This window comes from Campylobacter sp. VBCF_06 NA8, assembly GCF_027737825.1.
Classification (GTDB): domain Bacteria; phylum Campylobacterota; class Campylobacteria; order Campylobacterales; family Campylobacteraceae; genus Campylobacter_B.
This window is the reverse complement of record NZ_JAOVUB010000002.1, coordinates 113,020-138,783: the sequence shown is the minus strand read 5'-3', so window position 1 is coordinate 138,783 and position 25,764 is coordinate 113,020. Positions and strand designations below refer to the sequence as shown.

The 25,764-nt window shown below is 37.9% G+C and carries 25 protein-coding genes and 5 tRNA genes; 1 reads left to right on the top strand and 29 read right to left on the bottom strand.

Features of this window, described 5'->3' with window-relative positions:
* Positions 1–33: 33 nt before the first annotated feature.
* From rpoC to OFO10_RS03110, 25 genes are all read right to left on the bottom strand, one after another.
* On the bottom strand, positions 34–4,548 hold the full coding sequence (gene rpoC, locus OFO10_RS03230) for a DNA-directed RNA polymerase subunit beta' (protein WP_270862322.1): 4,515 nt from the start codon (positions 4,546–4,548) through the stop codon (positions 34–36).
* Complete coding sequence (gene rpoB, locus OFO10_RS03225) at positions 4,545–8,681, bottom strand: DNA-directed RNA polymerase subunit beta (protein WP_270864629.1); 4,137 nt, start codon at positions 8,679–8,681, stop codon at positions 4,545–4,547. Before rpoB ends, rpoC begins: the two co-directional genes overlap by 4 nt.
* A 93-nt stretch (positions 8,682–8,774) precedes the next feature.
* Positions 8,775–9,152 carry a 50S ribosomal protein L7/L12 gene (rplL, locus tag OFO10_RS03220; RefSeq protein ID WP_270862320.1) on the bottom strand — a complete coding sequence of 126 codons (378 nt, stop codon included), beginning with the start codon at positions 9,150–9,152 and terminating at the stop codon, positions 8,775–8,777.
* A gap of 23 nt (positions 9,153–9,175) precedes the next feature.
* Positions 9,176–9,655 (bottom strand): 50S ribosomal protein L10, encoded by a 480-nt coding sequence (gene rplJ, locus OFO10_RS03215; RefSeq protein ID WP_270859325.1) that lies wholly within the window; start codon positions 9,653–9,655, stop codon positions 9,176–9,178.
* 125 nt (positions 9,656–9,780) lie between these two features.
* Positions 9,781–10,482, bottom strand: a complete 702-nt coding sequence (gene rplA, locus OFO10_RS03210) for a 50S ribosomal protein L1 (RefSeq protein WP_270866062.1) — start codon at positions 10,480–10,482, stop codon at positions 9,781–9,783.
* A 59-nt stretch (positions 10,483–10,541) separates the two neighbouring features.
* A complete protein-coding gene (gene rplK, locus OFO10_RS03205; protein WP_270859323.1) occupies positions 10,542–10,967 on the bottom strand; it encodes a 50S ribosomal protein L11 in 426 nt (141 codons plus the stop codon).
* Positions 10,968–10,990: 23 nt separating this feature from the next.
* Positions 10,991–11,521 (bottom strand): transcription termination/antitermination protein NusG, encoded by a 531-nt coding sequence (gene nusG / locus OFO10_RS03200; RefSeq protein WP_270859322.1) that lies wholly within the window; start codon positions 11,519–11,521, stop codon positions 10,991–10,993.
* 12 nt (positions 11,522–11,533) lie between these two features.
* Complete coding sequence (secE, locus tag OFO10_RS03195; protein WP_270859321.1) at positions 11,534–11,707, bottom strand: preprotein translocase subunit SecE; 174 nt, start codon at positions 11,705–11,707, stop codon at positions 11,534–11,536.
* A gap of 14 nt (positions 11,708–11,721) precedes the next feature.
* Positions 11,722–11,797, bottom strand: a tRNA-Trp gene (locus OFO10_RS03190).
* A 6-nt stretch (positions 11,798–11,803) separates the two neighbouring features.
* Positions 11,804–11,974 carry a 50S ribosomal protein L33 gene (gene rpmG / locus OFO10_RS03185; protein ID WP_270859320.1) on the bottom strand — a complete coding sequence of 57 codons (171 nt, stop codon included), beginning with the start codon at positions 11,972–11,974 and terminating at the stop codon, positions 11,804–11,806.
* A 56-nt stretch (positions 11,975–12,030) separates the two neighbouring features.
* Positions 12,031–13,230, bottom strand: a complete 1,200-nt coding sequence (gene tuf / locus OFO10_RS03180) for an elongation factor Tu (RefSeq protein WP_270859319.1) — start codon at positions 13,228–13,230, stop codon at positions 12,031–12,033.
* A 57-nt stretch (positions 13,231–13,287) separates the two neighbouring features.
* A tRNA-Thr gene (locus OFO10_RS03175) sits at positions 13,288–13,362 on the bottom strand.
* A 112-nt stretch (positions 13,363–13,474) separates the two neighbouring features.
* A tRNA-Gly gene (locus OFO10_RS03170) sits at positions 13,475–13,551 on the bottom strand.
* A gap of 9 nt (positions 13,552–13,560) precedes the next feature.
* Positions 13,561–13,645: transfer RNA gene (locus tag OFO10_RS03165), tRNA-Tyr, on the bottom strand.
* A 35-nt stretch (positions 13,646–13,680) separates the two neighbouring features.
* A tRNA-Thr gene (locus OFO10_RS03160) sits at positions 13,681–13,756 on the bottom strand.
* 85 nt (positions 13,757–13,841) lie between these two features.
* On the bottom strand, positions 13,842–13,991 hold the full coding sequence (locus OFO10_RS03155) for a hypothetical protein (protein ID WP_270859318.1): 150 nt from the start codon (positions 13,989–13,991) through the stop codon (positions 13,842–13,844).
* A 3-nt stretch (positions 13,992–13,994) separates the two neighbouring features.
* The gene (locus OFO10_RS03150) at positions 13,995–15,104 is read right to left on the bottom strand and encodes an HP0729 family protein (protein ID WP_270866061.1); all 1,110 of its coding nucleotides are present in this window, start codon (positions 15,102–15,104) and stop codon (positions 13,995–13,997) included.
* Positions 15,088–16,773, bottom strand: coding sequence for a LeoA/HP0731 family dynamin-like GTPase (locus OFO10_RS03145; protein WP_270866060.1), 1,686 nt, complete (start codon positions 16,771–16,773; stop codon positions 15,088–15,090). The genes OFO10_RS03150 and OFO10_RS03145 overlap by 17 nt, the downstream gene beginning before the upstream one ends.
* On the bottom strand, positions 16,770–18,704 hold the full coding sequence (locus OFO10_RS03140; protein WP_270866059.1) for a hypothetical protein: 1,935 nt from the start codon (positions 18,702–18,704) through the stop codon (positions 16,770–16,772). The genes OFO10_RS03145 and OFO10_RS03140 overlap by 4 nt, the downstream gene beginning before the upstream one ends.
* A 178-nt stretch (positions 18,705–18,882) precedes the next feature.
* Complete coding sequence (locus OFO10_RS03135) at positions 18,883–19,227, bottom strand: hypothetical protein (RefSeq protein ID WP_270866058.1); 345 nt, start codon at positions 19,225–19,227, stop codon at positions 18,883–18,885.
* 87 nt (positions 19,228–19,314) lie between these two features.
* The gene (locus OFO10_RS03130) at positions 19,315–19,578 is read right to left on the bottom strand and encodes a hypothetical protein (RefSeq protein ID WP_270866057.1); all 264 of its coding nucleotides are present in this window, start codon (positions 19,576–19,578) and stop codon (positions 19,315–19,317) included.
* A gap of 42 nt (positions 19,579–19,620) precedes the next feature.
* A complete protein-coding gene (locus tag OFO10_RS03125) occupies positions 19,621–19,833 on the bottom strand; it encodes a hypothetical protein (RefSeq protein WP_270866056.1) in 213 nt (70 codons plus the stop codon).
* Positions 19,834–19,891: 58 nt separating this feature from the next.
* The gene (locus tag OFO10_RS03120; RefSeq protein WP_270866055.1) at positions 19,892–20,368 is read right to left on the bottom strand and encodes a hypothetical protein; all 477 of its coding nucleotides are present in this window, start codon (positions 20,366–20,368) and stop codon (positions 19,892–19,894) included.
* Positions 20,369–20,426: 58 nt separating this feature from the next.
* A complete protein-coding gene (locus OFO10_RS03115) occupies positions 20,427–20,954 on the bottom strand; it encodes a WYL domain-containing protein (RefSeq protein ID WP_270866223.1) in 528 nt (175 codons plus the stop codon).
* Between the two features lie 161 nt (positions 20,955–21,115).
* On the bottom strand, positions 21,116–21,352 hold the full coding sequence (locus OFO10_RS03110; protein WP_270866054.1) for an HTH domain-containing protein: 237 nt from the start codon (positions 21,350–21,352) through the stop codon (positions 21,116–21,118).
* A 131-nt stretch (positions 21,353–21,483) separates the two neighbouring features.
* On the opposite strand from OFO10_RS03110, the gene OFO10_RS03105 reads away from it, so the two are divergent.
* Entirely contained in the window at positions 21,484–21,702 is a 219-nt protein-coding gene (locus OFO10_RS03105) for a hypothetical protein (protein ID WP_270859308.1), read from the top strand.
* A gap of 31 nt (positions 21,703–21,733) precedes the next feature.
* Here the strand turns inward: OFO10_RS03105 and OFO10_RS03100 are convergent, their stop codons facing one another.
* The 4 genes from OFO10_RS03100 to argF are packed head-to-tail and all read right to left on the bottom strand — an operon-like array spanning position 21,734 to position 25,757.
* The gene (locus OFO10_RS03100) at positions 21,734–22,999 is read right to left on the bottom strand and encodes a (Fe-S)-binding protein (RefSeq protein ID WP_270866053.1); all 1,266 of its coding nucleotides are present in this window, start codon (positions 22,997–22,999) and stop codon (positions 21,734–21,736) included.
* Between the two features lie 3 nt (positions 23,000–23,002).
* The gene (gene hemN, locus OFO10_RS03095) at positions 23,003–24,367 is read right to left on the bottom strand and encodes an oxygen-independent coproporphyrinogen III oxidase (RefSeq protein WP_270866052.1); all 1,365 of its coding nucleotides are present in this window, start codon (positions 24,365–24,367) and stop codon (positions 23,003–23,005) included.
* The gene (locus OFO10_RS03090) at positions 24,354–24,836 is read right to left on the bottom strand and encodes a DUF2603 domain-containing protein (protein ID WP_270865587.1); all 483 of its coding nucleotides are present in this window, start codon (positions 24,834–24,836) and stop codon (positions 24,354–24,356) included. The genes hemN and OFO10_RS03090 overlap by 14 nt, the downstream gene beginning before the upstream one ends.
* Complete coding sequence (argF, locus tag OFO10_RS03085) at positions 24,837–25,757, bottom strand: ornithine carbamoyltransferase (protein ID WP_270866051.1); 921 nt, start codon at positions 25,755–25,757, stop codon at positions 24,837–24,839. It lies immediately after the preceding gene.
* Between the last annotated feature and the right edge of the window lie 7 nt (positions 25,758–25,764).

The following is a 25,764-nucleotide window of genomic DNA, read 5'->3' as shown; positions in this document are numbered from 1 at the left end:
ATTTAAAAAAGGGGCGAAATTTCGCCCCCAAAATTATTTTTTAAGCTTGACTTCTTTGTCTTTGTATAGACCAGTTCCGACTGGGATTATGTGACCTAAAATGATATTTTCCTTCAAGTCCTCTAATCTATCAAATTTCGCCGCAATACTTGCCTCGGTTAGAACCTTGGTAGTCTCTTGGAAGGAAGCAGCCGAAATCACGCTATCGCTTCCCACAGCCGCTCTTGTGATACCAAGAAGCACTGGCTCAGCGATCGCTGGCTCGCCACCCATTTTCATAATGCGCTCATTTTCTTCTTTAAACCTGCGGCGGCTGATTAAATCGCCGATAATTAGCTTAGTATCGCCACTATCTATAATGCGAACTTGGCGAAGCATTTGAGATACGATAATTTCGATATGTTTATCGTTAATCGCAACGCCTTGTGAGCGATAGACTTGTTGAACTTCGCTAACTAGGTAGTAATGAAGCGCTTTTTCGCCTAAAATTCTAAGCACATCGTGTGAGCTAATAGAGCCGTCAGTTAGCCTTTCGCCAGCATGGACAAACTCGCCGTTTCGGACCTGAATTTGGCGAGATTTATCTATTAGATACTCAGCCACAGTGCCGTCCTCGCCCTCGATGATTACGCGCTCTTTTGAGCTCATAGGTTTGCCAAATCTCACAGTTCCGTCGATATCAGCGATGATAGCGGTATTTTTTGATTTGCGTGCTTCGAAAAGCTCAGAAACGCGTGGCAAACCACCTGTGATATCTTTCGATTTCGCAGCGGCTTTTGGCGTCCTAGCTAGGATATCAGCGATCGCTACCTCATCTCCGCTAGTTGCAAGAATTTGAGTTTTTGGTCCGATATTGTATTTCATCGGCTCGCCCTTGCTAGGTGTGATTACGATAGCTGGTTTTACGCCTTGTGGTAAATACTCATTAATCACCAAGCTACTATGTCCTGTCGCTTCATCGTATTGCTCAGTAGCAGTGTAACCTGGCTCGATATCCTCGTAACTAACCACACCAGCGCACTCAGCTACCACAGGGGTAGTATATGGATCCCATTGAGCGATTACGGTGTTTTCTTCTTTTTTAGGTTTTGCGATGATATCGTCAAATTTAACCTTGCTATTATCGTTAAATACAAGCACAGATTCGCGTGGGATATAGTGTCTGATAGCCTCTCTGCCGTTTTCATCAGAGATTACAGCATACATACCTTTTTCGGTTACAATATTTCCCTTTTTGATATCTTTTAGACGCTCTAAATAATCACCTTTTAAGATGAAATATTTGATTTCGCCAACTGCGCCTGATTTGATTTTTTGAGTTACAGGCTCGCCGTCTTGGACGCAAATTTCACTAGCAAACGGCACGCGAGCTGGGATATTCCAGTCTGTTTTGATGATTTCGACCAAACTCTCGTTTTCTTCGATATTATCGCCGTCTTTGCAAACGATATAATATTTGCCCTCGACCTTACCGCTAACACCAGCTAGCTCGTTTGGTTTAGCCAAATCGTGGCGGCGGATATTGTATTTGACCTCATCTTTTTTACTTTTTACAGAGATATTGACATCATCGTGAGTTACTTCTATGCTTACCTTACCGCTAAATGGAGCTTTGATTTTTGGTTCAACCAAAAGCACAGCCGCATTTCGGCGGTTCATTACGATATTTTTGCCATTGTTTTCATAAGTTTTGACATTATAATATCTGATATAACCCTCATCGCTAGCGATAACCTTATCTGCTTGTTGATCAGTAGCAGCCGTTCCACCTGCGTGGAAAGTTCTTAGTGTTAGTTGCGTTCCTGGCTCGCCGATTGATTGAGCTGAGATGATACCGACAGCCTCGCCTGGTTTTACCAGTTTGCCCTCACCCAAATTCACGCCATAGCATTTAGCGCAAACGCCCTTGTGAGCCTTGCAAGTAATCGGAGTTCTAATGCTGACTGATTTAATTCCAGCATCTACGATAGTGCGAACCTCTTTTTCGCCAAGAAGTGTGCCCTCGGTAAATAAAATTTCATTTGAAACTGGATCAATCACATCTGCACTTAGCACGCGACCCAAAATTCTATCGGCTAAATTCTCGACCAAAGTTCCGTTTTCGACGATTTCAGTTACTTCGATACCCTCGTGTGTGCCACAATCATGGATTGTAACGCGGACATTTTGAGCGACATCGATTAGCTTACGAGTAAGGTAACCAGCATTTGCCGTTTTAAGCGCAGTATCGGCTAGACCCTTTCTCGCACCGTGGGTTGAGATGAAGTATTCGTTCGCATCTAATCCCTCGCGGAAATTTGATGTAATCGGGGTCTCGATAATCGAGCCATCTGGTTTAGACATCAAACCACGCATACCAGCTAATTGGCGAATTTGCTCTGAACTACCACGAGCGCCACTATCAGCCATCATATAGATTGAGTTAAAGCCGTCTTTGTCGTTTTTCATCAAATCCATCATCTCATCGGCTAGTTTTTTAGTCGTGCTTGTCCAAATTTGAATAGTTTTATTGTATCTCTCGCCCTCAGTTAGCAAACCGCCAGAGTATTGGTTTTGGACTTCGCGGACTTGATTTTTCGCGTCCTCGATCAAATTTGACTTAGAATTTGGCACGATGATATCTGAAACAGCGATTGAAATTCCAGCTTTTGTAGCAGATTCGAAACCTAAATTTTTAAGATTATCTAGGAATTCAGCACTTACTTCTAAACCGCCATTTTTATAGACATAATCAACTAGTTCTGCGATATCTTTTTTCTTTAATTTTTTATTCCACAATGTATCTGGGATAAAATCAGGCAAAATTGATTTAATGACCAATCTACCAGCTGTCGTAAAGATAATGCGACCATCAACCATAGTTTTGATTTTAGCGTGGATATCGAGAGAGTTCGCCTCCACAGCGACCATAACCTCATCGACATTGGCAAAAATTTTGTTTGTGCCTTTTGCACCAGCTTTTTCAAGGCTAAGATAATAAATTCCCAAAACCATATCTTGCGAAGGCACAGCCACAGGCTTACCGCTAGCTGGAAGCAAGATATTCATAGAACTTAGCATTAAAATTTTGCACTCTGCGATTGCTTCTTGGCTTAGTGGGACATGCACGGCCATTTGGTCGCCGTCGAAGTCAGCGTTGAAAGCCGCACAAACAAGCGGGTGCAAACGAATAGCCTTACCCTCGATTAGGACTGGGTGGAAGGCTTGGATTGACATTTTGTGAAGTGTCGGCGCACGGTTTAGCATGACAGGGTGACCTTTAACGACCTCTTCTAGGCACTCCCAAACCTCATTTACCTTGCCCTCAATCATTTTTTTGGCTTGTTTTACGGTTGTTGCATAGCCTTTTTCTTGAAGTCTAGCTATCAAATGTGGTTTAAATAGCTCTAATGCCATAGTTTTTGGCAGACCGCATTGATCCATACGCAAATTTGGACCTACGACGATAACTGAACGACCTGAGAAATCGACGCGTTTTCCAAGCAAATTTTGTCTGAAACGGCCTTGTTTTCCTTTGATAATCTCGCTTAGAGATTTTAGCGGGCGTTTGTTTGCGCCTTTTACAGCGTTTGCCTTTCTGCCGTTATCAAATAGAGCATCGACAGCTTCTTGGAGCATGCGTTTTTCGTTGCGAATAATAATCTCTGGCGCATCAAGCTCCAAAAGTTTTTTAAGACGAGTGTTGCGATTGATAACTCTGCGGTATAAATCATTGACATCTGAAACCGCAAATTTACCGCCGTCAAGGCTAACTAGCGGTCTTAAATCCGCTGGTAGGACTGGTAAATTTGTAATCATCATCCACTCTGGTTTGTTGCCAGAATTTAAAAAGCTCTCTACGACTTTTAGGCGTTTGATTATATTTTTTTTCTTTAATTCTGAATTTGTGCTAGCCATTTCCTCTTTCAAATTTGAAAGAATTTCGACCAAATCAAGATCTGCTAGCATATCTCTGATAACTTCACCACCCATTTTAGCCACAAAACCAGTCTGCTCAAATCTCTCGCGCAAGCTTTGGTATTGCTCTTCGTTTAAGACATCGTATTTTTCAACTTTTTTAGTGTTTTCGTTATCATAATACGCACTACCAGCACTCTCTACGATATACGCCTCGTAATAAAGCACGCGCTCTAAATCTTTCATTTTGATATTCAAAAGCGTGCCGATACGGCTAGGGAGCGAATTTACATACCAAATGTGCGCTACTGGGGTAACTAGCTCGATATGTCCCATGCGTGTGCGGCGAACCTTAGAACTAGTGATTTCTACGCCACATTTTTCGCATTTCCAGCCTTTGTAGCGCATTTTTTTGTATTTTCCGCAAATGCACTCATAATCCCTTACTGGACCAAAAATTTTAGCGCAAAACAAGCCGTCTCGTTCAGGTTTTAGCGTGCGATAGTTGATAGTTTCTGGCTTTTTAACCTCGCCGTGGCTCCAATTTTTGATTTGCTCAGGGCTAGCAAGTCTTATGGCAAATACATCAAAATCTTGAACTCTACCGTCTTCTTTAATTTCAATTTTTTCTAAGCTATTGTTTTCGCTCATTTCTTTTCCCCGTTTCCGTAAATTTCAACATCCAAAGCAAGTGATTTAAGCTCGTTTGTTAAAACAAAAAATGTCTCAGGAATTCCTGTTGTTGGAACATTTTCGCCTCTGGTAAGTGCTTTATACGCCGCCAAACGACCATCGACATCGTCTGATTTGACGGTTAGCATTTCGCGCAAGGTATATGCCGCACCATAAGCTTCAAGCGCCCAAACTTCCATTTCTCCAAATCTTTGACCACCAAATAGCGCTTTACCGCCGACTGGTTGCTGTGTAACAAGGCTGTAAGGGCCTGTGCTTCTAGCATGGACTTTTTCATCGACAAGGTGGTGGAGTTTGAGATAATACATACAACCCACATTTACGCGCTCTTTAATCTTTTCGCCTGTGCGTCCATCATAAAGCTCGGTTTTGCCATCAGCGTCGATTTTCGCCATTTCAAATAGTTTCGCAAAATCCTCAGGCACGATTCCCTCAAAAATCGGAGCTGCAAATCTAACGCCCTTGCTCCAATCTCTAGCATATTTCAAAAGCTCTTCATCGCTGATTTTTTCTAGCGTTTTCTTAGCGTCCATAAGCTTAGAAACATTTGCAATCTCAATCATTTTAGCACGAAGTTCTTTTAACCACTCGCCAGTTTTTTGCTCTAAAATTTCAGCGATTTGCTCGCCCAAACGCCAGCCTACTAGACCCAAATGGCTCTCCATGATTTGACCGATATTCATACGGCTTGGAACGCCTAGCGGATTTAGGACGATATCTACTCTTTGACCATTTGGAAGGTATGGCATATCGACCTCTGGGACGATATTTGAGACGATACCTTTGTTTCCGTGGCGTCCAGCCATTTTGTCGCCGACTTTTAGTTTGCGTTTAGTTGCGACATAGACTTTGACTAGTTTTACTACGCCACTTGGCAAGATATCATCTTTTTCCAAAATTTCGATTTTTTCATCATGTTCTTCTTTAAGCTTTCGTTTTTCGTTTTGGAAGTGATTTTTCAGATCCTCATACTCTTTTTGAATTTTCTTAGAGTAGCCTTTGATAAACGAATTTAGCGTAAAGCGGTTTGAGCTTTCAAGCTCTTCTTTGCTGACAATATCGCCTTTTTTATACTCTTTTTTGTTTAGGCTTTGTGCGCTTTCTAGCTTGCTTTTTGATAGCAAGGCTACGACTTTTAGCATTTCTTCGCGGTCCAGCATCAAAAGTCTATCGTGGTGCTCGCGCTCTAACTCTGTCTTTTCGTCCTCATAAGCTTTGTTTGTTCTAGGATCTTTTTCATAGCCTTTTTTGGTGAAAATTTTGACATCGATTACCACACCTTCCATAGAAGCTGTCGCATAGAGTGATTTATTTACCACATGTCCTGCTTTTTCACCAAAAATCGCCCTTAAAAGTCTTTCCTCTGGGGTTGGTTTAACCTCGCCTTTTGGAGTTACTTTTCCTACCAAAATCATACCAGGTTTGACATGGGTTCCGATTTTGATAATTCCACTCTCATCAAGGTGAGAAAGCTCTTCTTCCTTGATATTTGGGATATCTCTGGTGATCTCTTCTACGCCGTCTTTTAGCTCTCTGGCTTCAATCTCTTTCTCATAAATATGCACGCTTGTGTATTCATCAGCGCGAATCATCTTCTCGCTCATTACGACGGCGTCCTCGTAGTTATAACCATGCCATGGCATAAACGCGATTAGAGCGTTTTTACCGATAGCTAGCTCGCCGCCGTCCATGCTAGGGCCGTCTGCGATGATTTGTCCCTCTTTGACACTATCGCCTTTGCGCACAATTGGGTGCTGAGAAAATGTAGTGTTTTGGTTAGTGCGTAAATTTTTCTCCATTGAGTAGTGATCGATAAACGGACCTTTTTCATCTTCGCCTAAGATAAAGATATTTTTATTATCTACTTTTTCGACCACGCCGGCTCTTTTAGCCTTAATCGCTTCCCAAGAATCCCTAGCGATAGTCGCTTCCATACCCGTGCCTACAATCGGAGCAGTTGCGTATAGAAGTGGAACTGCTTGGCGTTGCATGTTTGAACCCATTAGCGCGCGGTTGGCGTCATCGTGCTCCAAAAATGGAATAAGTGAAGCAGCCACACCAGCAATCATACCAGAGCAAAGGTCGATTAGAGTGATGTCCTCGCGTCTAGCCATAAGGTTTTCGCCGTCTTTTCTAGCTTCCAGCATTTCCTCGATAATCGCGCCGTTTTCGTCTAATTTAGCAGAAGCAGGAGCGATTACATGACCCTCTTCTTGTGTAGCGGTTAGATAAACGATTTCGTCTGTTACCTTGCCATCGACGACCTTTTTATAAGGAGCTTCGACAAAGCCTAAATCATTTACTTTTGCATAAGTTGCCAGGGTATTGATAAGACCGATATTTTGACCCTCCGGGGTTTCGATTGGACAAATTCTACCATAGTGAGTCGGATGAACATCGCGCACCTCAAATCCAGCGCGCTCTTTAACCAAACCGCCCTCGCCAAGAGCAGATAAACGACGCTTGTGAGTAACCTCGCTAAGCGGGTTTGTCTGATCCATAAATTGGCTCAACTGACCGCCTGTGAAGAATTCCATAAGCGTAGTTGTGATGATTTTTGGATTGACAAAATCATAAGGCATAAGCTCATCGATATTTCCGCTAATGCTTGCAAATTTATCTTTTATAGCTTTTTGAACCTTGATAAATCCAAGGTGCATTTCACTAGCCAAAAGCTCACCAATAGAGCGAATTCTACGATTGCCTAGATTATCTCTATCATCGATAAAACCTTCGCCATTTTTAACTTTTATCAAATATTTTGCTGTTTTTATAATGTCTTCGTTAGTTAGCACCGTTACATACTCTGGTGTTTCGTTGCCAAGCTTGTGGTTCATTTTCATACGGCCGACTTTTGTAAGATCGTATCTTTCAGGGTTGAAAAACAGATCATTTACAAACGATCTTGCAGTCTCTTTAACCACTGGCTCGCCAGGGCGCATAACTTTATAAATTCTAATAGCTGCTAAATCGTTTTCATCATCAACGCCTTCGCTTTGTTGTAAAATTTTAAGAGCTTCGCTATCTTGGGCAAATGAGTTGATGATAGAGGCATCGACACCACTAGCTAAATCGTTTGCGATTGTAAATTTTTTCTGTGAATTTGCAATAGCGACTAGTTTGGCTTCATCTAACGCAGCAAGTGAATCGTATATAACCTCGCCACTATCTTTATCAAAAATCGCATCTGCTAAGTGGCGCTCTGCTAAAATTTCAGCTGGGTATTCTATAAGCTTTAACCCCTCTTCTGCTAATTTTTCAGCTTTTTTTAGAGTTAAACGCTTGCTTGCTTGGTGCAAAACCTCGCCTTTTTCGTTGATGATATCATAATCAAGTCTGCCAGCATACTCTTTTGGATCGAAATCTGTTAAGAATTTGCCTTTTTTGACATAGATTGTTTTAATCGGATAAAATAGTTTTATAATGTCTTGTTTTTTATATCCAAGTGCGCGGAAAAGTATAGTAATAGGAACCTTGCGTCGTTTATTAATGCGCACATACAATACATCTTTCGCATCGTATTCGAAATATAGCCAGTTGCCGCGATCTGGTATGATTTGGGCTGTGTAGATTAGTTTGTTTAATACAGTCGGGCTCTCTTCTTCTTTGAAAATAACGCCAGGACTTCTGTGTAGTTGATTTACGACGACACGCTCGACACCGTTGATGATAAATGAAATTCTATCGGTGATAAGCGGAATATCGCGAATATAAATATCTTGTTCTTTTATATCTTTTACGCCGATTTTTTCGCCTGTTTTATCATCTCGCTCATGCACGATTAGGCGAATTTTCATCTTTAAATTTACAGAATATGTAAGACCACGCTCCATACACTCTCTAATCGAGTATTTTGGCTTGGAAAGCTCGCTACTTACATACTCGATGCTTAGTCTATTTTGAGCATCATGAATAGGAAAGATAGCACGGAAGACTTTTTCTATACCACTATCTGCATTTGAGTTATCAAGATTTAAAAAGTGATCAAAACTTTTTTTTTGTAATTGTAATAAATTTGGTATCTCTATATCTTTTGGGACCTTAGAAAAATCAACTCTAAGACGATTACCTGAATATAAGCTATTTAACATTCTACTACCTCGTAGTTGTATTTTAAGAAAGAAGTGTCGGCGCTTGCACACCGACACACATTATGATTTGCAAAACTAATAAATTTTGCGAGATTATTTAAGTTCGACCTTAGCGCCTGCTTCTTCAAGCTCTTTTTTAGCTTTTTCAGCATCTTCTTTGCTAACGCCCTCTTTAAGAACAGATGGTGTAGACTCAGTAGCGTCTTTTGCCTCTTTAAGACCAAGACCTGTAAGAGCACGAACGACTTTAATAACATTGATTTTTTTGTCGCCTGCATCAACTAATACGATATCGAATTCAGTTTTTTCCTCAGCTGCTGCTGCACCTGCTGCTGCACCTGCTGCGCCAGCTACCATAACAGGAGCTGCGCTAACGCCGAATTTCTCTTCGAATTCTTTAACTAATTCGCTAAGCTCTAAAACTGAAAGATTAGAAATGAATTCTAATACATCTTCTTTTGTAATTGCCATTGTTTTTCTCCTAAATTTTTATTTTATGCTGTTTGTTCTTTTTTTTCTTTAAGCGCATTTAAGCCGATTGTAAAATTTTGAATCGGTGCGTTCCAGACTTGAAGTAACATTGCGATAAGCTCGTCTCTGCTTGGCATTTTTGAAAGCGCGCGAACTTTTTCGATGCTAGTAACTTCACCATCGACATAAGCAGTTTTAAGTGCAAATGCTTCGTTTTTCTCTTCAAATTTAGCAGCAACTTTACATACTGAAAGTTGATCGCCCCATAAGAAAATATTTGTATCTTTGAAACTCATACCATCTTTTTCGGCGTTTTTCAAAGCGATAGCTGCTAATGTGTTTTTGATAACTCTGACTTTTACATCAAGCTCGCGAGCGCTATTTCTAAGTTCTTCTAGTTTTTTAACATCTAGACCTTTGAAATCAGATATAACAATAGCTTCGCTATTTTTGAAAGCTTCGCTTAGTTCTGCTACGATTTGTGATTTTTCATCTCTCGTCATTAGGTTTCTCCTTTCCGATCGGTGATTTCAAGCCAAGAGATTTAAATTTAAGCTAGTTAAATTTAAATCAATTAAGTCAAAGCGACCTTGAACTATCTCCAATCTAAGATAAAAATTTTAAATTTTTATTTTAAATCAATAACTTCTTGGCTATCAAGAGTAACAGCTGGGCTCATAGTTAGCGAAAGTGCTGCATGAGTCACATATCTACCTTTTGCAGTAGCTGGTTTGTGTTTGTTAATGGCTTTGATAAATGTTGTGACATTATCCAAAAGTTGTTCTTTGCTAAAACTTACTTTTCCAAGACCAGCGTGGATATTTCCTTGTTTATCAACGCGGAAATTTACTTGACCACCTTTTGCGTTTTTAACAGCTTGTGCTACATCCATTGTAACAGTGCCTGTTTTAGGGTTTGGCATTACGCCTTTTGGTCCAAGAATTCTACCTACTTTACCGACTAATCCCATTAAATTTGGAGTAGCGATAAGAACATCGAAATTTATAATACCTTTTTGGATTTCCTCAATTAAATCATCTGTGCCTACGATATCAGCACCAGCCTCTTGTGCCTCAGTTGCTTTTGCATCTTTTGCGATAACAGCAACGCGGACGCTCTTGCCTGTGCCAGCTGGTAAAACGATAGAGCCGCGAACCATTTGGTCTGCGTGGCGTGGATCTACATTTAGTTTAAGAGCGATTTCAACAGTTTCGTCAAATTTAGCAGATGCTAGACCTTTTACTGTATCGATAGCCTCAGATATATTGTATAGTTTATTAGAATCAACTTTTTTCAAAAGTTCATTAAATCTTTTCGAATTTTTTGACATATATTTCTCCGCAATTTTAAAGTGCTACCGCTTTTATTTAAATCTTAGCGGTCAAAAGATTAATCTACTATGGTAATACCCATAGAGCGTGCAGAACCAGCAATGATTCTAGCTGCTTGTTCGCGATCGTTGGTATTTAAATCAGCGATTTTTTTCTCAACGATTTCCAAAACTTGCGCTTTTGTTAAAGTCGCAACTTTTTTCTTCAAAGGATTGTCTGAACCTTTGTCGATTTTAGCTGCTTTTTTAATCAAATCTGTCGCAGGTGGTTGTTTTGTGATAAATGTAAAGCTTTTATCAGCATAAACAGTGATAACAACAGGGATATTATAACCTGCCATATCTTTTGTGCGCTCGTTAAATGCTTTACAAAATTCCATAATATTTACGCCTTTTTGACCCAAAGCTGGACCAACTGGCGGACTTGGATTTGCTTTTGTAGCGGCGATTTGTAATTTAATCTCACCAACAACTTTCTTAGCCATTTACTATACTCCTTATTAAATTTTTAAATTATCTTTTCGACTTGTGAATATGAAATTTCAATCGGCGTGCTTCTACCAAAGATAGAAACATTTAATCTAAGCTTGCCGTGAAGCATATCATACTCTTCGACAATACCATTAAAATTCGCAAATGGTCCATCGATAATTCTAACAGTCTCGCCCTCATCAAAATTGATTTTTGGTTTTGGCGCTTGACGATTATTGATTTTTTCAAGAATTATTGCAATATCTTTTTCCAATAAAGGAGAAGGTTTTTTAGCCTCGCCGATAAAGCGACTAACTTTTGGCAAAATTTGAATTCTATGCCACAAAGTAGTGTCTAAATCTAAATTTGCAAAACAATATCCAGGATATAAACTTCTCTCTTTGATAGTTTGTTTTGTGTTTTTGACCTCGATAACATCTTCTGTGGGAACTAAAACCTCACCGATTTTATCTGCAAGCATCTCATCAGCTTTTAGAGCTTCGATAGCATTTTTTACTGCCATTTCACTGCCAGCATAAGTCTGAATTGCATACCATTTATGTGCCATAAAAAAACCTTTCTATGCAGTAATTGCAGTAGACATTAGAAAATCTACCAAAGCCAAAAATAACGCTATGACCACAACCACAACAACTACTGAAATATAAGCAGTTCTTGTTTGCTCTTTTGTTGGAAAAATTACCTTATCTAATTCTATTCTTGCTTGTCTATAATATTCTTTAATTTTTTCCATAATCCCTATCCTCGTGGCAGGGCAAGAGGGATTCGAACCCCCAACCATCGGATTTGGAATCCGGCGCTCTACCGTTGGAGCTATTGCCCTATAAACTTATTTAAGCTTAACTTCCTTGTGAAGTGTGTGTTTTTTTAATCTAGGGCAGTATTTTTTAAGTTCCAATTTTTCTGTTGTTGTTTTGCTGTTTTTATAAGTGCTGTAATTGATATCTCCGCACTCAGAACATTTTAGACCAATTTTTACTCTACTTGAATTTTTTGCCATATTACTTCCTTAAATTTAAAAAAACAGACGGATTCGAAAATCCGTCTGTATAAAAATTATGCAATGATGTTTGAAACAACACCTGAACCAACAGTTCTGCCACCCTCACGGATAGCGAATCTTGTTCCTTGTTCAAGAGCAACAGGAGCGATAAGCTCAACTGTGATTTTAACATTATCACCAGGCATAACCATCTCTGTGCCAGCAGGTAGAGTGATTGAGCCAGTAACATCTGTTGTTCTAACATAGAATTGTGGTCTATAATTGTTAAAGAAAGGAGTGTGGCGTCCGCCTTCCTCTTTTGTTAGAATATAAACTTCACCTTCAAATTTTGTGTGAGGAGTGATTGATTTTGGTTTGCATAGAACCATACCTCTTTCAACCTCTTCTTTTTTAGTTCCTCTTAGCAATACACCGACATTATCGCCAGCTTCGCCTTGATCCATCTCTTTTCTAAACATCTCAACGCCAGTAACTGTTGTTGTTTGAGTTGGTTTAAGACCAACGATTTCGATTGTGTCGCCTACTTTAACAACACCTTTTTCGATTCTACCAGTTACAACTGTACCACGACCTGAGATTGAGAAGATATCTTCGATTGGCATCAAGAAATCTTTATCAGTGTCACGAGTTGGAGTTGGGATATAGCTATCAACAGCGTTCATAAGATCCATGATTTTTGCTGACCACTCGCCGTCGTTACCAGCTTTTGCCTCTTCAAGAGCTTGAAGTGCTGAACCAGCTACGATTGGAGTATCATCGCCTGGGAAGTTGTATTCATTTAGAAGCTCTCTAACTTCCATTTCAACTAGTTCTAGAAGCTCAGGATCATCAACCATATCAGTTTTGTTTAGGAAAACAACGATGTATGGAACACCAACTTGGCGAGATAGCAAGATGTGCTCTCTTGTTTGTGGCATAGGACCATCAGCTGCTGAAACAACTAGGATAGCGCCGTCCATTTGAGCAGCACCAGTAATCATGTTTTTAACATAGTCAGCGTGGCCTGGGCAATCAACGTGAGCATAGTGGCGAGACTCTGTTTCATACTCAATGTGAGATGTAGCGATAGTGATACCGCGCTCTTTTTCCTCAGGAGCATTATCGATATTGTCGTAATCTTTAAGCTCAGCAAGACCTCTTCTAGAAAGAACAGCAGAAATAGCAGCTGTCAAAGTAGTTTTACCATGATCGACGTGACCAATAGTACCAATGTTTACGTGTGGCTTGTTACGAGTAAATTTTTCTTTAGCCATCATATCCTCCGTTATTAATTTGTGGTTACACAATAAAAAACTAAGCAATTTTCTAAATGGAGCTCATAGCGGGACTTGAACCCGCGACCTCTTCCTTACCAAGGAAGTGCTCTACCTCTGAGCCATATGAGCATTACCCCTGGCCAAGAGAAATCGCTACCTACTATCTGACAATGTAAGACGAAATTTGGATATAAAAGCGTATAAAAGCATTAAGTTTTTACAGCTCCCAGTAAAACCCAAATGGAGCGGGAAACGGGGCTCGAACCCGCGACCCTCAGCTTGGAAGGCTGATGCTCTAGCCAACTGAGCTACTCCCGCATAGATTCATGGTGGTGAGACGTGGATTCGAACCACGGAAGACATAGTCAGCAGATTTACAGTCTGCCCTCGTTGGCCACTTGAGTATCTCACCTAATGAAAATCTGGTCAAACACTGTTACAAAAAAATGGAGCTGGTGAACGGACTTGAACCGCCGACCCACTGCTTACAAGGCAGTAGCTCTACCAACTGAGCTACACCAGCATTTTGAAATTGAAGTTTGGATTATATCTGAAAAAAAAATCTTTGTCAAGGTTTTTTTGAAAATTTTAAGTCAAAATTTCAAATTTTACTCCCCTTTTTGCTGCGGTATTATGTTTCCGCATTTTTTGCACACCGCAAACGGCTTCGTGCAACTAAAAATAAAAATTTGCAAATTTCCACATTTTGGACATTTTACTAGCTTTGGTTTTCCTGGAATTATGCCGTTGATTTTCATTTTTTATCCTTTATAATCGATTTTTTGTTTTTCTCGCAAAAGCGCAGGTATCGCGCCGTCTCGCCCTATGCCTAAAATTCTGCTTCTTAGCAAATTTATCTCACGCAGGCTCGCCTTTTTTTTATGCACGCTTGGATTTCGCACACTTTGTAGGGCAGTTATCTCGCCAAGCAAGATGTAAAGTAGAAAATTTTCTAAATTTCTATCATTTAGCCTCTGAATTGCTTTTTTAATCCTAATTTGATTAAATAAAAATTTGTAAGTGCCTAAATTTGGGCGAATTTCAAACATATCTCGCACGGTGTAGTCCTTGCCCTGCACCGAGTAAGGCACGGCTAAAATCTCTTTGTCAAAAATACAAAGCCTTTTAAATAAAATTTTGACAAATTCGTAAATTTCAAGCTCCATGACCTTAGAATATCTCATAGAAATAGCACTAAAATCGTAAATTTTATCATCTTTGTTGGCTAGGTATTCGATCTCGGCTGAGACTAGATTTTCCACGCTGTCGATATGTAAGATATGAAAAATCTCGCCGAAACAATACCTTGCTAAATTTTCTTTTACACCCAAAAATTCGGCACTTTTATAGACATTTTTGTAAAAACACTCACCGCTAGAAAAATAATCAAGCGAATTTTTTTGTTCTACCACAAGCGGATAAACATAGTCGTTGCCATAAATGCGGTAAGTCCTGCCACGCACCAAAAATCCGCTTAAAAAATCATCTCTGACGCGTTCGAAATCGTTTCGCACAAGCTCACGCAAATCACCTAAAATAAACCATTTCTCCACTTCTAAATCTGCATAGTAGCTTGGGCTTATCTCATCATCTAGTGTGTCCTTGACAGCGATGACCTTTGCGACATAAAGGCTAGAAAAATCGCTCAAAAACAGCTGAAAATAGCCGTTTTCGTCTGCGTTTGCACCGGCATAAATTTCATTTAGGGCATTTTCGTCGGAATTTATCATATCCCTATCCTTTGCCCTGACCTTGCCAAATGCGACCTTGCCTTTGCTAAGCAAAATTTTTAAATGCTCTTCGATGACATTTGCCTTGAAATACGGGTTGTAAAGGATAAGGATATTTTGCATGTTAAATAATCTCAACATCAATAATTTCTTCTGCTTGTTCTTTCCAAGCCTTAAACCCAACTTCACGCTCCTTTAATTCGTTCAACTCTTTTTGAATATTGCTTACACCAGACATTAATTTTGGATATATTTCAAACAAATTATTCACAAAGTCATCACTATCTATAAAATTAATCAATTCCGCCTTTTTCTTGTTAAAATCATCGGTCATATCATTTTTTATTTCTAAAAATTTTTGCTGTTTTTTATAGTCCGAATATGTTTCCCAAGCTTCAATTCCTGCACTAATGAACGGTATAGCCTTATTTAAATTACTAGCTATTTTAACTGCTTCCCAAGGTTTAAATTTTATAACCAAATCTATATTAAAAAATTTTGCTACACTAGTAACCACATCTCTTGCTAATTTAATATTTTCAGCATTTATTACGCCGGAATTAGCTAATGAGTTTAACCCACTCTTTCCAGCACTTAACATAGTGCTTTCAAATAAACTAGTTTCTTCTATGTATGTTGTCTTAACTTTTTCTAATTCTGTTAATATAGAACTGGTTTCTTCTTCAAATTTATTTTTTATCTTTACTTCTATATTTATACCCTTGTCTCCAATTTCTCTTATTACAAATTCTTTAAAAGTTTCTAAATCAGTATTATTAAGTTGTAAAATAATATCAGTGAAATATTTTCCAACAAATTCTTTTAAATTTATCCTTGCCCTTGAAATTTTACTTTTTACGCTTTTTAATTCACTAGAAATTTGTTTAAGTGCTATTTCCAAATTTTTACTATTAGCTTTCGCATCTTCATAAGCCTTATTTGTCTTTGGCACTTGGGTATTTAAAATATCTTTAATAATACTCTTTCTAGTTTGATTAACTAGTGCCAATGCTCCACCATTTTTGATTACTTTTTCTTTTGTGTTATCTTGTAAATTTTTAATATGGGAAATTTTCATAAATTCATCGTAATTTTTCTGCCAATATTCTATACCTTCATCAAACGGATTTGCACTTACGGCAACTACGCTGATTTCAGCTTTCTCTTTATCATTAAGATTTAAAATTTCACTTAACCTAGAAATGACATTTCCTTGTTTAATTATAAATTCGTTATTGTATGAATTTTCATCTTCCAAATCAGCTATCTCATCAAACCTAGATAATACAAATACTGTTCTATTCAACAAAGAAAGTTCTCTAAAAAGCCATTTTAGGTCATCACTATGACTATCTTTTATTGGATTTTTCGAATTCATAACATATAAAATAATGTTTGCTTCACTAACATATTTTTTAGTTATGTCTTTATATTTTTCTATCTCTTTTCTGTCATTTGTTTTTTCTTTATAACCAAAAAGCCCGGGAGTATCGACTATATCTACTTCGTCATCGTTATATACATTAACTTCATCAGATGATTCTTGTTCGCTAATTTTCATCGTGCTTTTGTCTAATTTTCCCAACCAAGCCGCTGCTATGGAAGTTTTACCTTCGCTAAAACCACCAATAAGACAAACTTTTAATTTTGTATTTTCTGTTTCGCTCATAGCTACTTTGAGCTTATCTTTTAGATTTTCATCTATCTTTATACCTAAATTTTCTCCGTTTTCTAAAAACTTTTTAAGCCTTTGTAATACTTCCAAAGCATCACTTTTTTGCTTTCCAAATTCTTGCAATGTTTCGTTCATATCTTTGCCTCCTGTTCAATTTTAAAAGATATTTGTTTTATCTCGTTGATACTATTGCTTAAAATATCACACAGCTTCTGCGAAGAAGCACCTACTTCTATATCCAATTGATTTTTGATTTTTTTTACTTCATTTTTAATATTTTCAAATATTGTATTCAAATCTTTATCAATGCTAGAATATGCTTCGTTCTCATGTTTTCTTAAATTTTCATCGATACTTTTTTTCTGCTGAGCTCTTTTGTATTTATCACTAAAAAATGACAAAATAGATTTTAAAAAAGCAACTGCTCCAACTGCTATACCTACCAAACCAGCAACAACCCAACCACCACTAAGTAATATTGCTATACCGCCACCAATACTAGTTATACCACCAATAAATTTTAACATATCAAAACCGCTTTTTGTATCTACTTCATTGCTTGTTTTAGTTAGATTTATTTGTGAATTTATATTTTCAATTATTGATTTTGCTCTACGCTCCAAATTTTCAATTATTCTCTTTATTTCATTATTCATACTAATAATATTTTTATCAATTATATTTTTATATTCACTTTCCATTTTTTTATTAACATTTTTAATTTCATCATCTATGCGATTTTTTAATTCATCATTGCTTATATCAGAATCTACAAATTCATAAAGTCTTTTTCTAGCATCGACTATATAGCTATATATCGTATCTTTCAGTTCTCGTTTTATTTCATCTTTGGTAATATTAACAGTCTCATCTAACTTAAAATTTACATTTGCTAATTCGCTTTTAAATTTATCACGAAGCGGGATAAACATTTCGTTCAAAAGTTTATTTAGCATATTTATCCCATTGTCTAATACCATTTGTATTTTATATAAATTTGCCTGTTTTATCTTTTTTTCACTATTTGGTATTAAGTTATTTTTTATAAAATTTACAAATTCTATAAAAAGTGTTTTTTGCAAAATTTCATCTTTACTAAATTCTTTTAAAAATTTATTGCTATCATTTTTAAATTTAGAATTTGGTTGCAAATATTTAGCATTAGCATAAAAAGCTGGTTGTGCCGATATGGCAAAATGTCCTTTGTAATGTTTTCCTAAAATTTCACCCATTTTTTCATCTAATTCTTTGAGCCCAGCTATTTCGCCGTCATTTAAAAATTCTCTTTTTAAAAATCTAGTATTTGTAATGCTTTTATTATAAATGGCATAAACATCTGTCATATCATCCAAATGACTTTTTATCTTTTCAATCGTTCCGATAGTTTTTTCATCGCCTTTTTGTGGTGGTCTTGGCTCATTTTTTATATAAAATACAATATGGGCTTTTTGTGTGCTTGATAGAATTTCATCTATTACTTCACTCTCTTTACCTTCGATACCGGGTAAATCCATAATGATAAATTCTTTACCATCATGTGCAAAATCGTATTTCGCACTTTTTCTAGTAAAATCACTTCTACCATCACCAATTATTGTTCCGTCAAATGGCAATGCTATGTGTTTTTGTTTCATTACTTTCAAGAAATTGCGAAATTCTATTTTTACATTTTTACCTTTGATAAAATTCGTTATCTTTTCAAAAATAGATAAATTTTTTATATTGTTTTTAAAATCTTTTATCTCTTTTTTAATCTCATTTTGTAACAAAATTAAATTTTCATGTTCTTTTATTTTATTTTTTTCATTTAGATATAATCTCAAAGCTTCTATAAGCGTAGATTTGCCAGCATTTGTTTCACCGTAAAATGCTATACAAAATTTTTTCCAATCCTGATTTGATTGTAACTTTTTCAATTTCTCAAATGAATTTTGACGAAATTCTTGTATCTGTTTAAGAGCTTCTGTTTTTGCTTTATTTTCGCTAGTATTGAAATCATCTGTAACTTCTAAATTTTTTTCTATATTTTCAATCTCCGACTTTACTCTATCGTAAATATTTACCATTTAATCCTGCCTTTAAAAAAATTATTTTCTTAAATCTCTCATCAACCATACTTGCAACAATCGCTGTGATTTTATGGCTTTTATCGTTAGTATCGCACCACAACCAACACCCAAAATAAATTTAAACATTTTCAGTCCTTTCGTAAAAAGTTAAATTTCTTAAAAACCAATTTATTATCTACTCATATTTGTCTTCGCCACATAGTTTTTCCCATCGTTGTGCTATTTGCTCCATTTGTTCTACTTGTTTCGTAAGTTTTTTTTCTAATTTTATCCATTTCTTTTCATTTTCTTGACACGATTTCTCTAATTTCTCTAATTCAATATTTGCTTTTTTTACATCTTCTATTATTTGTTGTTTTCTTTTTTTAGAATTCTCGTCTAATTCATCATCTGGCACATTAAACAAGGTCTCTAACTCTCCAAATGTAAATTCGGTATTTTCTAATATTATCTTTATATCTTTCATTTTCATTATTTCATAAAAATCATTATCGTTACAAATTGACAAATTTTCTTTCATGTTTTATTCCTTTTAAATTTCGTTTGCACTTGTGCGAACACGGCGAATTTGCAAGATAAAAATCTTGCAAATCACGCTATTTTGGCTTTATGAAACTATTTGTTCCTTTTTCTCGCCCCAGCCAAAGGCTTTATCTATTTCTTCGCATTTTTCATCGACTATCTCAGAAATGTTTGAAGCCGTGCTTTCTATGGCATTTTTTGCACTCTCAAAGCCACTATAAACACTTTCTAAAATATCATCTACTTTTTCGGCGAATTCGGCGTCTTCTTCGCACCTAGTTTTGACATACGCTAACGCACCTACTCCTGCTATCGCACCTACGCCTAAACCTAAGAAAAACTTCCACATTTTTTATCCTTTCACAAATTTAAATTTTTTCTAATCTTGACTTTACGCCCTGCAACTTTTTGCACTCTTGCCAAAGTCAAAATATCCGCCACCACTCAGCCAAAGCCTAAGGGCTATTTTATCTATGCACTCTTGGCTACCATAAATTCGTTCTAAAAACTTATTCACTTTTTTAGCGAATTTATCATTTTCTTCGTGTCTATTTACAAAACACAATAACTCGCCGCCAACCAAACCTAAACAAAGTTTTAGCATTTTCAATCCTTTCGTAAAAAATTTATGGTATTTTACGAAACTCTTGCGACAGGATTTGTCATATTATCAAATATGCTTCCACTATCGCCTTTTTCATCTTCAATCTTGCTTGTAAATCCTTAATCTCTTCTTTAAATCTCTCAATGCTTTCCTTTTTAAAATCGATTTCTTTTTGAAGCTCTTTCGTTTTCAAATATAGAATTTCTTCTTTGATTTTATCGATTTCTGCTGATATAATGGGTCGTTCTGGCATTAAAATATCTGCGATATGTATGGCTTCATCGCTATGATTACGATAAAAATCGCCTGAAATCAAGTGTTTGATTTCAGACACAAGCTTAATTCCATATTTTTGCTTTATATATAAAATCGCTTCGTTTTCTAGCTCTGTATCATCGCCGTTTGTTTTTTGGGCTATGATTTTTAAAAACTCAGGTGTTATTTCTTCAATCTTTTTTAATAAACCCCGTTTTTTGGCAAATTTTAACTTCAACTCCATTACCCTTTTTTCCGTAGCTGTGACAAATTCGTTCATTTTTCTTTCCTTAAAGTAAATTTTTATCGCACCAAAAAGCACAATAAATTTACTCATTTTAAGAAATTTTCCCGTCAGTATTTGTCGCATTGGCACTTTTTTCCAAATAATCTTGCAGAATTTTTTCAAATTTACTTTGCAAATTCGCAGGTTCGATGATTTTCACATACGGCAGGTAAAGTTTTGCGAAATTTAAAATTTCATCTTCAAATGCCGCCGTTACGCTAAGATAGGCAAATTTTTCATCTTTTTTTGTGATTTTTTGTTTTATAAAAAACTGCTTGTGATTTAGATATGCCGTTGCTGTGATACTTAGTCGCAAAATAGCTTCCACAGGAGCCGATGAAAACCAGTGGTTTTTGTTTTCTTTGATTTGTGCTAGTTTTTCATTTTCTGGCGAAAAAGTTTGTTCCAAAACATCTAAATTTGAAATTTTCTCAAATGTAAATGTCTTTAAAACGCCCTTTTCATCGCATAGCACATACCAAACCCCAAGACGGAAAATAAAAGCATAGGGATTAGCCGTGCGTGGTTTTTCGGCGTAAGTGAAATTTAAAATATAGTGATTTTTGATAGCACTGCAAATGTCGTTGAAATCATTTTTCAGCGTAGAATTTGCAATGAATTTTTCAAATTTAGCGTCGATTTTATAAACGCCGTTTAAAAGGTCTGTGATTTCGTTCTCCCCAAAGCTAGGGAAAATCTCGCTAACGCCTAAATTTCGTGCTAGGCTAAGCGAGTGAGTGTTTAAAAAGCCCCCCCCAACGCAGTTGCGTGAGTTATGCCGTTTTTGGTTTCAAACTCAAAGCCGTGCGCTCTAAGCGCCTTTAAATCCCTTTGTATAGTCCTATCGCCCACGCCAAATTCGTTTTCTAAATCTTTCTTTCTAAAACTCTCACCTAAAAATGCTAACTGCATAAATCTAACAAGCCTAATGGCGATATTTTCGCGACTATCTTTGGTTTTGCCCATTATCTTTTTCATTGTCCATTACCTAAAAATAAAGCTTATATTGTATCTTTTTTCGCCTTAAAACCAAGCAATTAAAAGTTAAAATTTTGGTAAATTTAACTTATGCTATAATCACGCTTTGAAATTTACAAAAAGGTAAAAAGATGAAAATCGTTCCTTGGATTATCGTTATATTTATGATTTATGTGGTGTATTATTTTATTTCTCGTTCCGAAAAGCGCATCACAGCGCTAGAAAAGCGACTAAACCAAGCCGAGAGCAACTACGACGAGCTAAAAAAACAGATCGAAACCAACCGCATGCTAATCCAAGAAAACAGCCCAAAAGAGCCAGAAGCAGAAGAAAACGCCTACGAAGATTGAAATTTGGGGTTAAATTTAGGTTTAACCCATGCTACCCCAACGCCCTAGCAATCAATTCTAACGGATTTACACATTTCATATCGATCTCAGATAAGCCAAAGGCGTTATTTAGTTGCATTCTGCACGCGCTACACTCCGCACTTACGATTTTTAGGGGAGTATCTTTGAGCGAGGCGACCTTATCAAGCCCAGCCTTGCGCGAGAGATGATATTTTTCGCTCTGCATTGTTACACCGCCAAATCCACAGCATTGATCGGCGTTTGGCATTTCGATTATTTCATAATTTTGCAAGAGCAAATTTCGTGGTTCGCGCCAAATTCCTTGCATTTTGCGTGAGTGGCACGGATCGTGGTAAGTGATTTGCCCTATTTTTCCGCGCTCTGATAAAATTTCTTTTAAATTTGTAAATTTATCAAAATACTCCGTCGCTAGATAAATTTTACTCGCCACAGCCTTTGCGCGCTCCTGCCAATGCGAATCGCCCTCGAAAAAATGCACATAATCGACTTTTAGCATACCAGAGCATGTGGCTTCTGGAACGACGATAGCGTCGAGATTAACTAGCATTTTTTCAAAATACTCTATGTTAAATTTCGCATTTTTCTCCACAGAGGCAAAATCCCCCGTGAAATACTGCGGCGCGCCACAGCAGGCTTGCTTTTTCATCAAATTCACATTGATTTTAAGCTCTTTTGCGATTTTCAAAAACGCCTCGCCAATGCCTGTATATGCGTAGTTTCCCATACAGCCGATAAAAAGCCCGATAGTTTTGCTCCCGCCATTGTCGATAAATTCGGCGTGCGAGCTCATAAAGCTTTTTTTTGCTAAGCTAGGCAGTGTGCGCTCCACGCTCATCATCGGCACCGAAAATCGCGGTCTCATCGTATTTCCGCGCTCGCTGTCTTTTTGTGTCTTAAAGGCGCACGGCACGAAAAAATACCCTAGCCTAGCTGCCAAATCCAAAATTTTGCGGTGAGATAAAAACCAAAACGCAGCCCTTTTATACCACGCTATGCCAAATTTTTGCGCAATTTTGTGGCGCATATTTTCAATCGCAGTATCGGTAGGTAGGGAATCGTTGCACACATCGACGCAGCTTGTGCATAAAAAACAGCTCTCAAAGATATTTTTCATATTTTTATCAAGTTCGAGTTCGCCCCGCTCGACCGCACCAAGCAGGTCCAAAAACCCGCGCGGGCTGGTAACTTCGTCGCTATTGATATTATGAATCGTGCATGAGGGGATACATTTGCCACATTTTACGCATTTATCGCTTAGGGTTTTGAAATCATACATTTTTTACACCGTTTTTGAGAATTTTTTCTCGCCCAAATTTTTGTGCATATACTCATCAAAGCACATTGCGATATTGCGGATTAGAAGCGTTCCAGTCGGCGTTACGCTAAGCTCATCATCTGAAATTTTCACAAAATCTTTAAGATATTCAAGCTCTTTTAGCGAATTTGCAAAATGCTCAAAAAATTTAATATTATGCTTGGCTTCGATCTCTTTGATATTTACCCTAAAATTCGCCATTAGGCTCATTACGATATCTTTGCGAAGCAAATCCTCGCTATTTAGCAAAATTCCTTTGAAAAACGGCAATTTACCGCTATCAATCGCCTCCTCATACGGCGCCATATCTTTGAAATTTTGCGCATAATGCCTCACGCCCTCGCCGATACTAGTAAGCCCAATGCCCACCAAATCCGCGCCACCTTTTGTGGTGTAACCTTGGAAATTTCTATGAAGCGTGCCGTCTTTAAGCGCAGCATGAAGCTCGTCGCTTGGCTTAGAGTAGTGATCCATGCCGATTGGCTCGTATCCATTAGCGGTCAAAAAATCATGGGTAAATTTTAAAATTTCAAGCTTGATTTTTGGCGCAGGAAGCGTGCTTTCGTCAAATTTTCGCATAGATTTTTTTATCCATGGAACATGGGCGTAATTAAATATCGCAAAACGATCTGGGTTAAGGCTAAGGGCTAAATTTAGCGTTTCTTGGAAAGTCGCTAAATTTTGATATGGCAAACCATAAATCAAATCCATATTAATCGACTTTATCCCAGCCTTTCGCGCCATATCCATTACGCTTTTTGTCAGCTCATAAGGCTGAATTCTATGGATTTCTTTTTGCACGCGCTCGTTGAAGTCCTGCACGCCATAACTTATGCGGTTAAATCCATGCGAAATAAGCACATCAAGCTGCTGCTGCGAAAGAAATCTAGGGTCAATCTCACAGCTAATCTCAGCATCAGCACTGAAATTTTTGAAATGTTTTTTTATGTTTTTTATGTGGCGATCAAGTTGATTCGCGTCGAAATATGTCGGTGTGCCACCACCAAAGTGCATTTGCGTAACAATCCTGCTAGCGTCTAAATGCTCGCACAAAATATCCATTTCGCGATTTATGTAGTCTAAATACCTGTCCATTTTATCGCGTTTGCCAGTGTAGATGACATTACAGCCACAAAAATAGCACGCCGAACGGCAAAACGGCATGTGAAAATAAAGCGAAAGCGGGGCGTTTTTATCTTGGGTTTTTAGCTCGTTTATATACTGCTCGTAGCTGAAATTTTGGCTAAATTCTAGCGCAGTGGGATAGCTCGTATAGCGCGGTCCTGGGCGCGAAAATTTAGCATACGCGTCAAAATCAATGTTTGCCATTTCTGCTCCTTACTAACTCTTCGATATCAATAAATAAATTTGGGTGTGATTGCTTCACGCGCGAAACTATGGCGTCTAAATCTAAATTTATCTTTTTTATGCTTGGGTTTTCGCTCGTGATTTTGCGGATCTCGTCCATGCACACGATCCACGCATCGCCAAAATCCACTGGGGCTTGCTGTAAAATCGAGCGCTCTAATTTTAGGTTGAAATTCTCTGCAATCGCCCCTTTTGCGACTTGGATTAGATTATTTAGCGATTTTAAAGATACCATTGTGTGCAGCTCGCCACTCTCATCTATCCCAAACCACGGCTCCTCGTCGCTCCATGAACCCTTTTTTAGTGTTAGTTTTTTTTCGTTTGTTTGCGGGTCGTGCGAAATCTCAAAAACCGTGCTATTAGCGTCCTCGATACCGAAAAATTCATTGATTTGATCAATTTTTGTTAATGCTTTGTCGTTTTTTTCCACTTAATTACCTCTGTGTCTATCTAGCCATACCATTACGCCCTTTTGGCCGTGCAGTCTGTTTTCAGCCTCGCTAAAAACATCGCCTGCGTGGCCTTCTATCACCTCATCGCTGACCTCGTATCCGCGATACGCTGGCAAGCAGTGCAAGAAAATAGCATCTTTTTTGGCTAGGCTCATCATATCTTTATCTACGCAAAATCCCTCGAAGAGCTTAACCTTGCGCTCTTTTTCGCTCTCTTGTCCCATTGAAACCCAAGTATCAGTCGTAACCACATCTACGCCACAGACTGCCTCGCGCGGATCGTGAGTGTAGATGATTTTTGCCCCTGAAATTTTGGCGTTTTTCTCAGCTTGCGCTACGATAGAAGCGTCAGCTTCATAGCCCTTTGGCGTAGCGATTCTAAGCTCAAATCCCAAAATCGAAGCCAGCGAAATCCAAGTGTGCGCCATATTGTTTCCGTCCCCGATATACGCCACGCAATCGCCGTTCGCGCGCTCTTGCATAGTAAGATAATCCGCGATTAACTGCACAGGGTGCAAATAATCGCTAAGGCCGTTTATCACAGGCACAGCTGAGTATTTGGCAAATTCCTCCAAATCACTTTGTTTATAAACCCTAAGCATAGCCATATCGACCATGCTAGAAATCACGCGCGCAGTATCACGCACAGGCTCGCCACGACCTAGTTGAATATCTTTCGAGCTTAAAAACAGCGCTTGTCCGCCTAGCTGATACATACCAGTCTCAAAGCTCACGCGCGTTCTAGTCGAGCTTTTTTCAAAAATCATTGCTAGGGTTTGGTTTTTTAGATACGGTTTGTAATCCTTCGCTTTGGCTTCTTTTTTAATCTCAGCCGCAAGGCGCAAAATTTCAAAAATTTCATCTTTGCTAAAATCTTCAAAAGTCAAAAAATGTCGCATACTCACT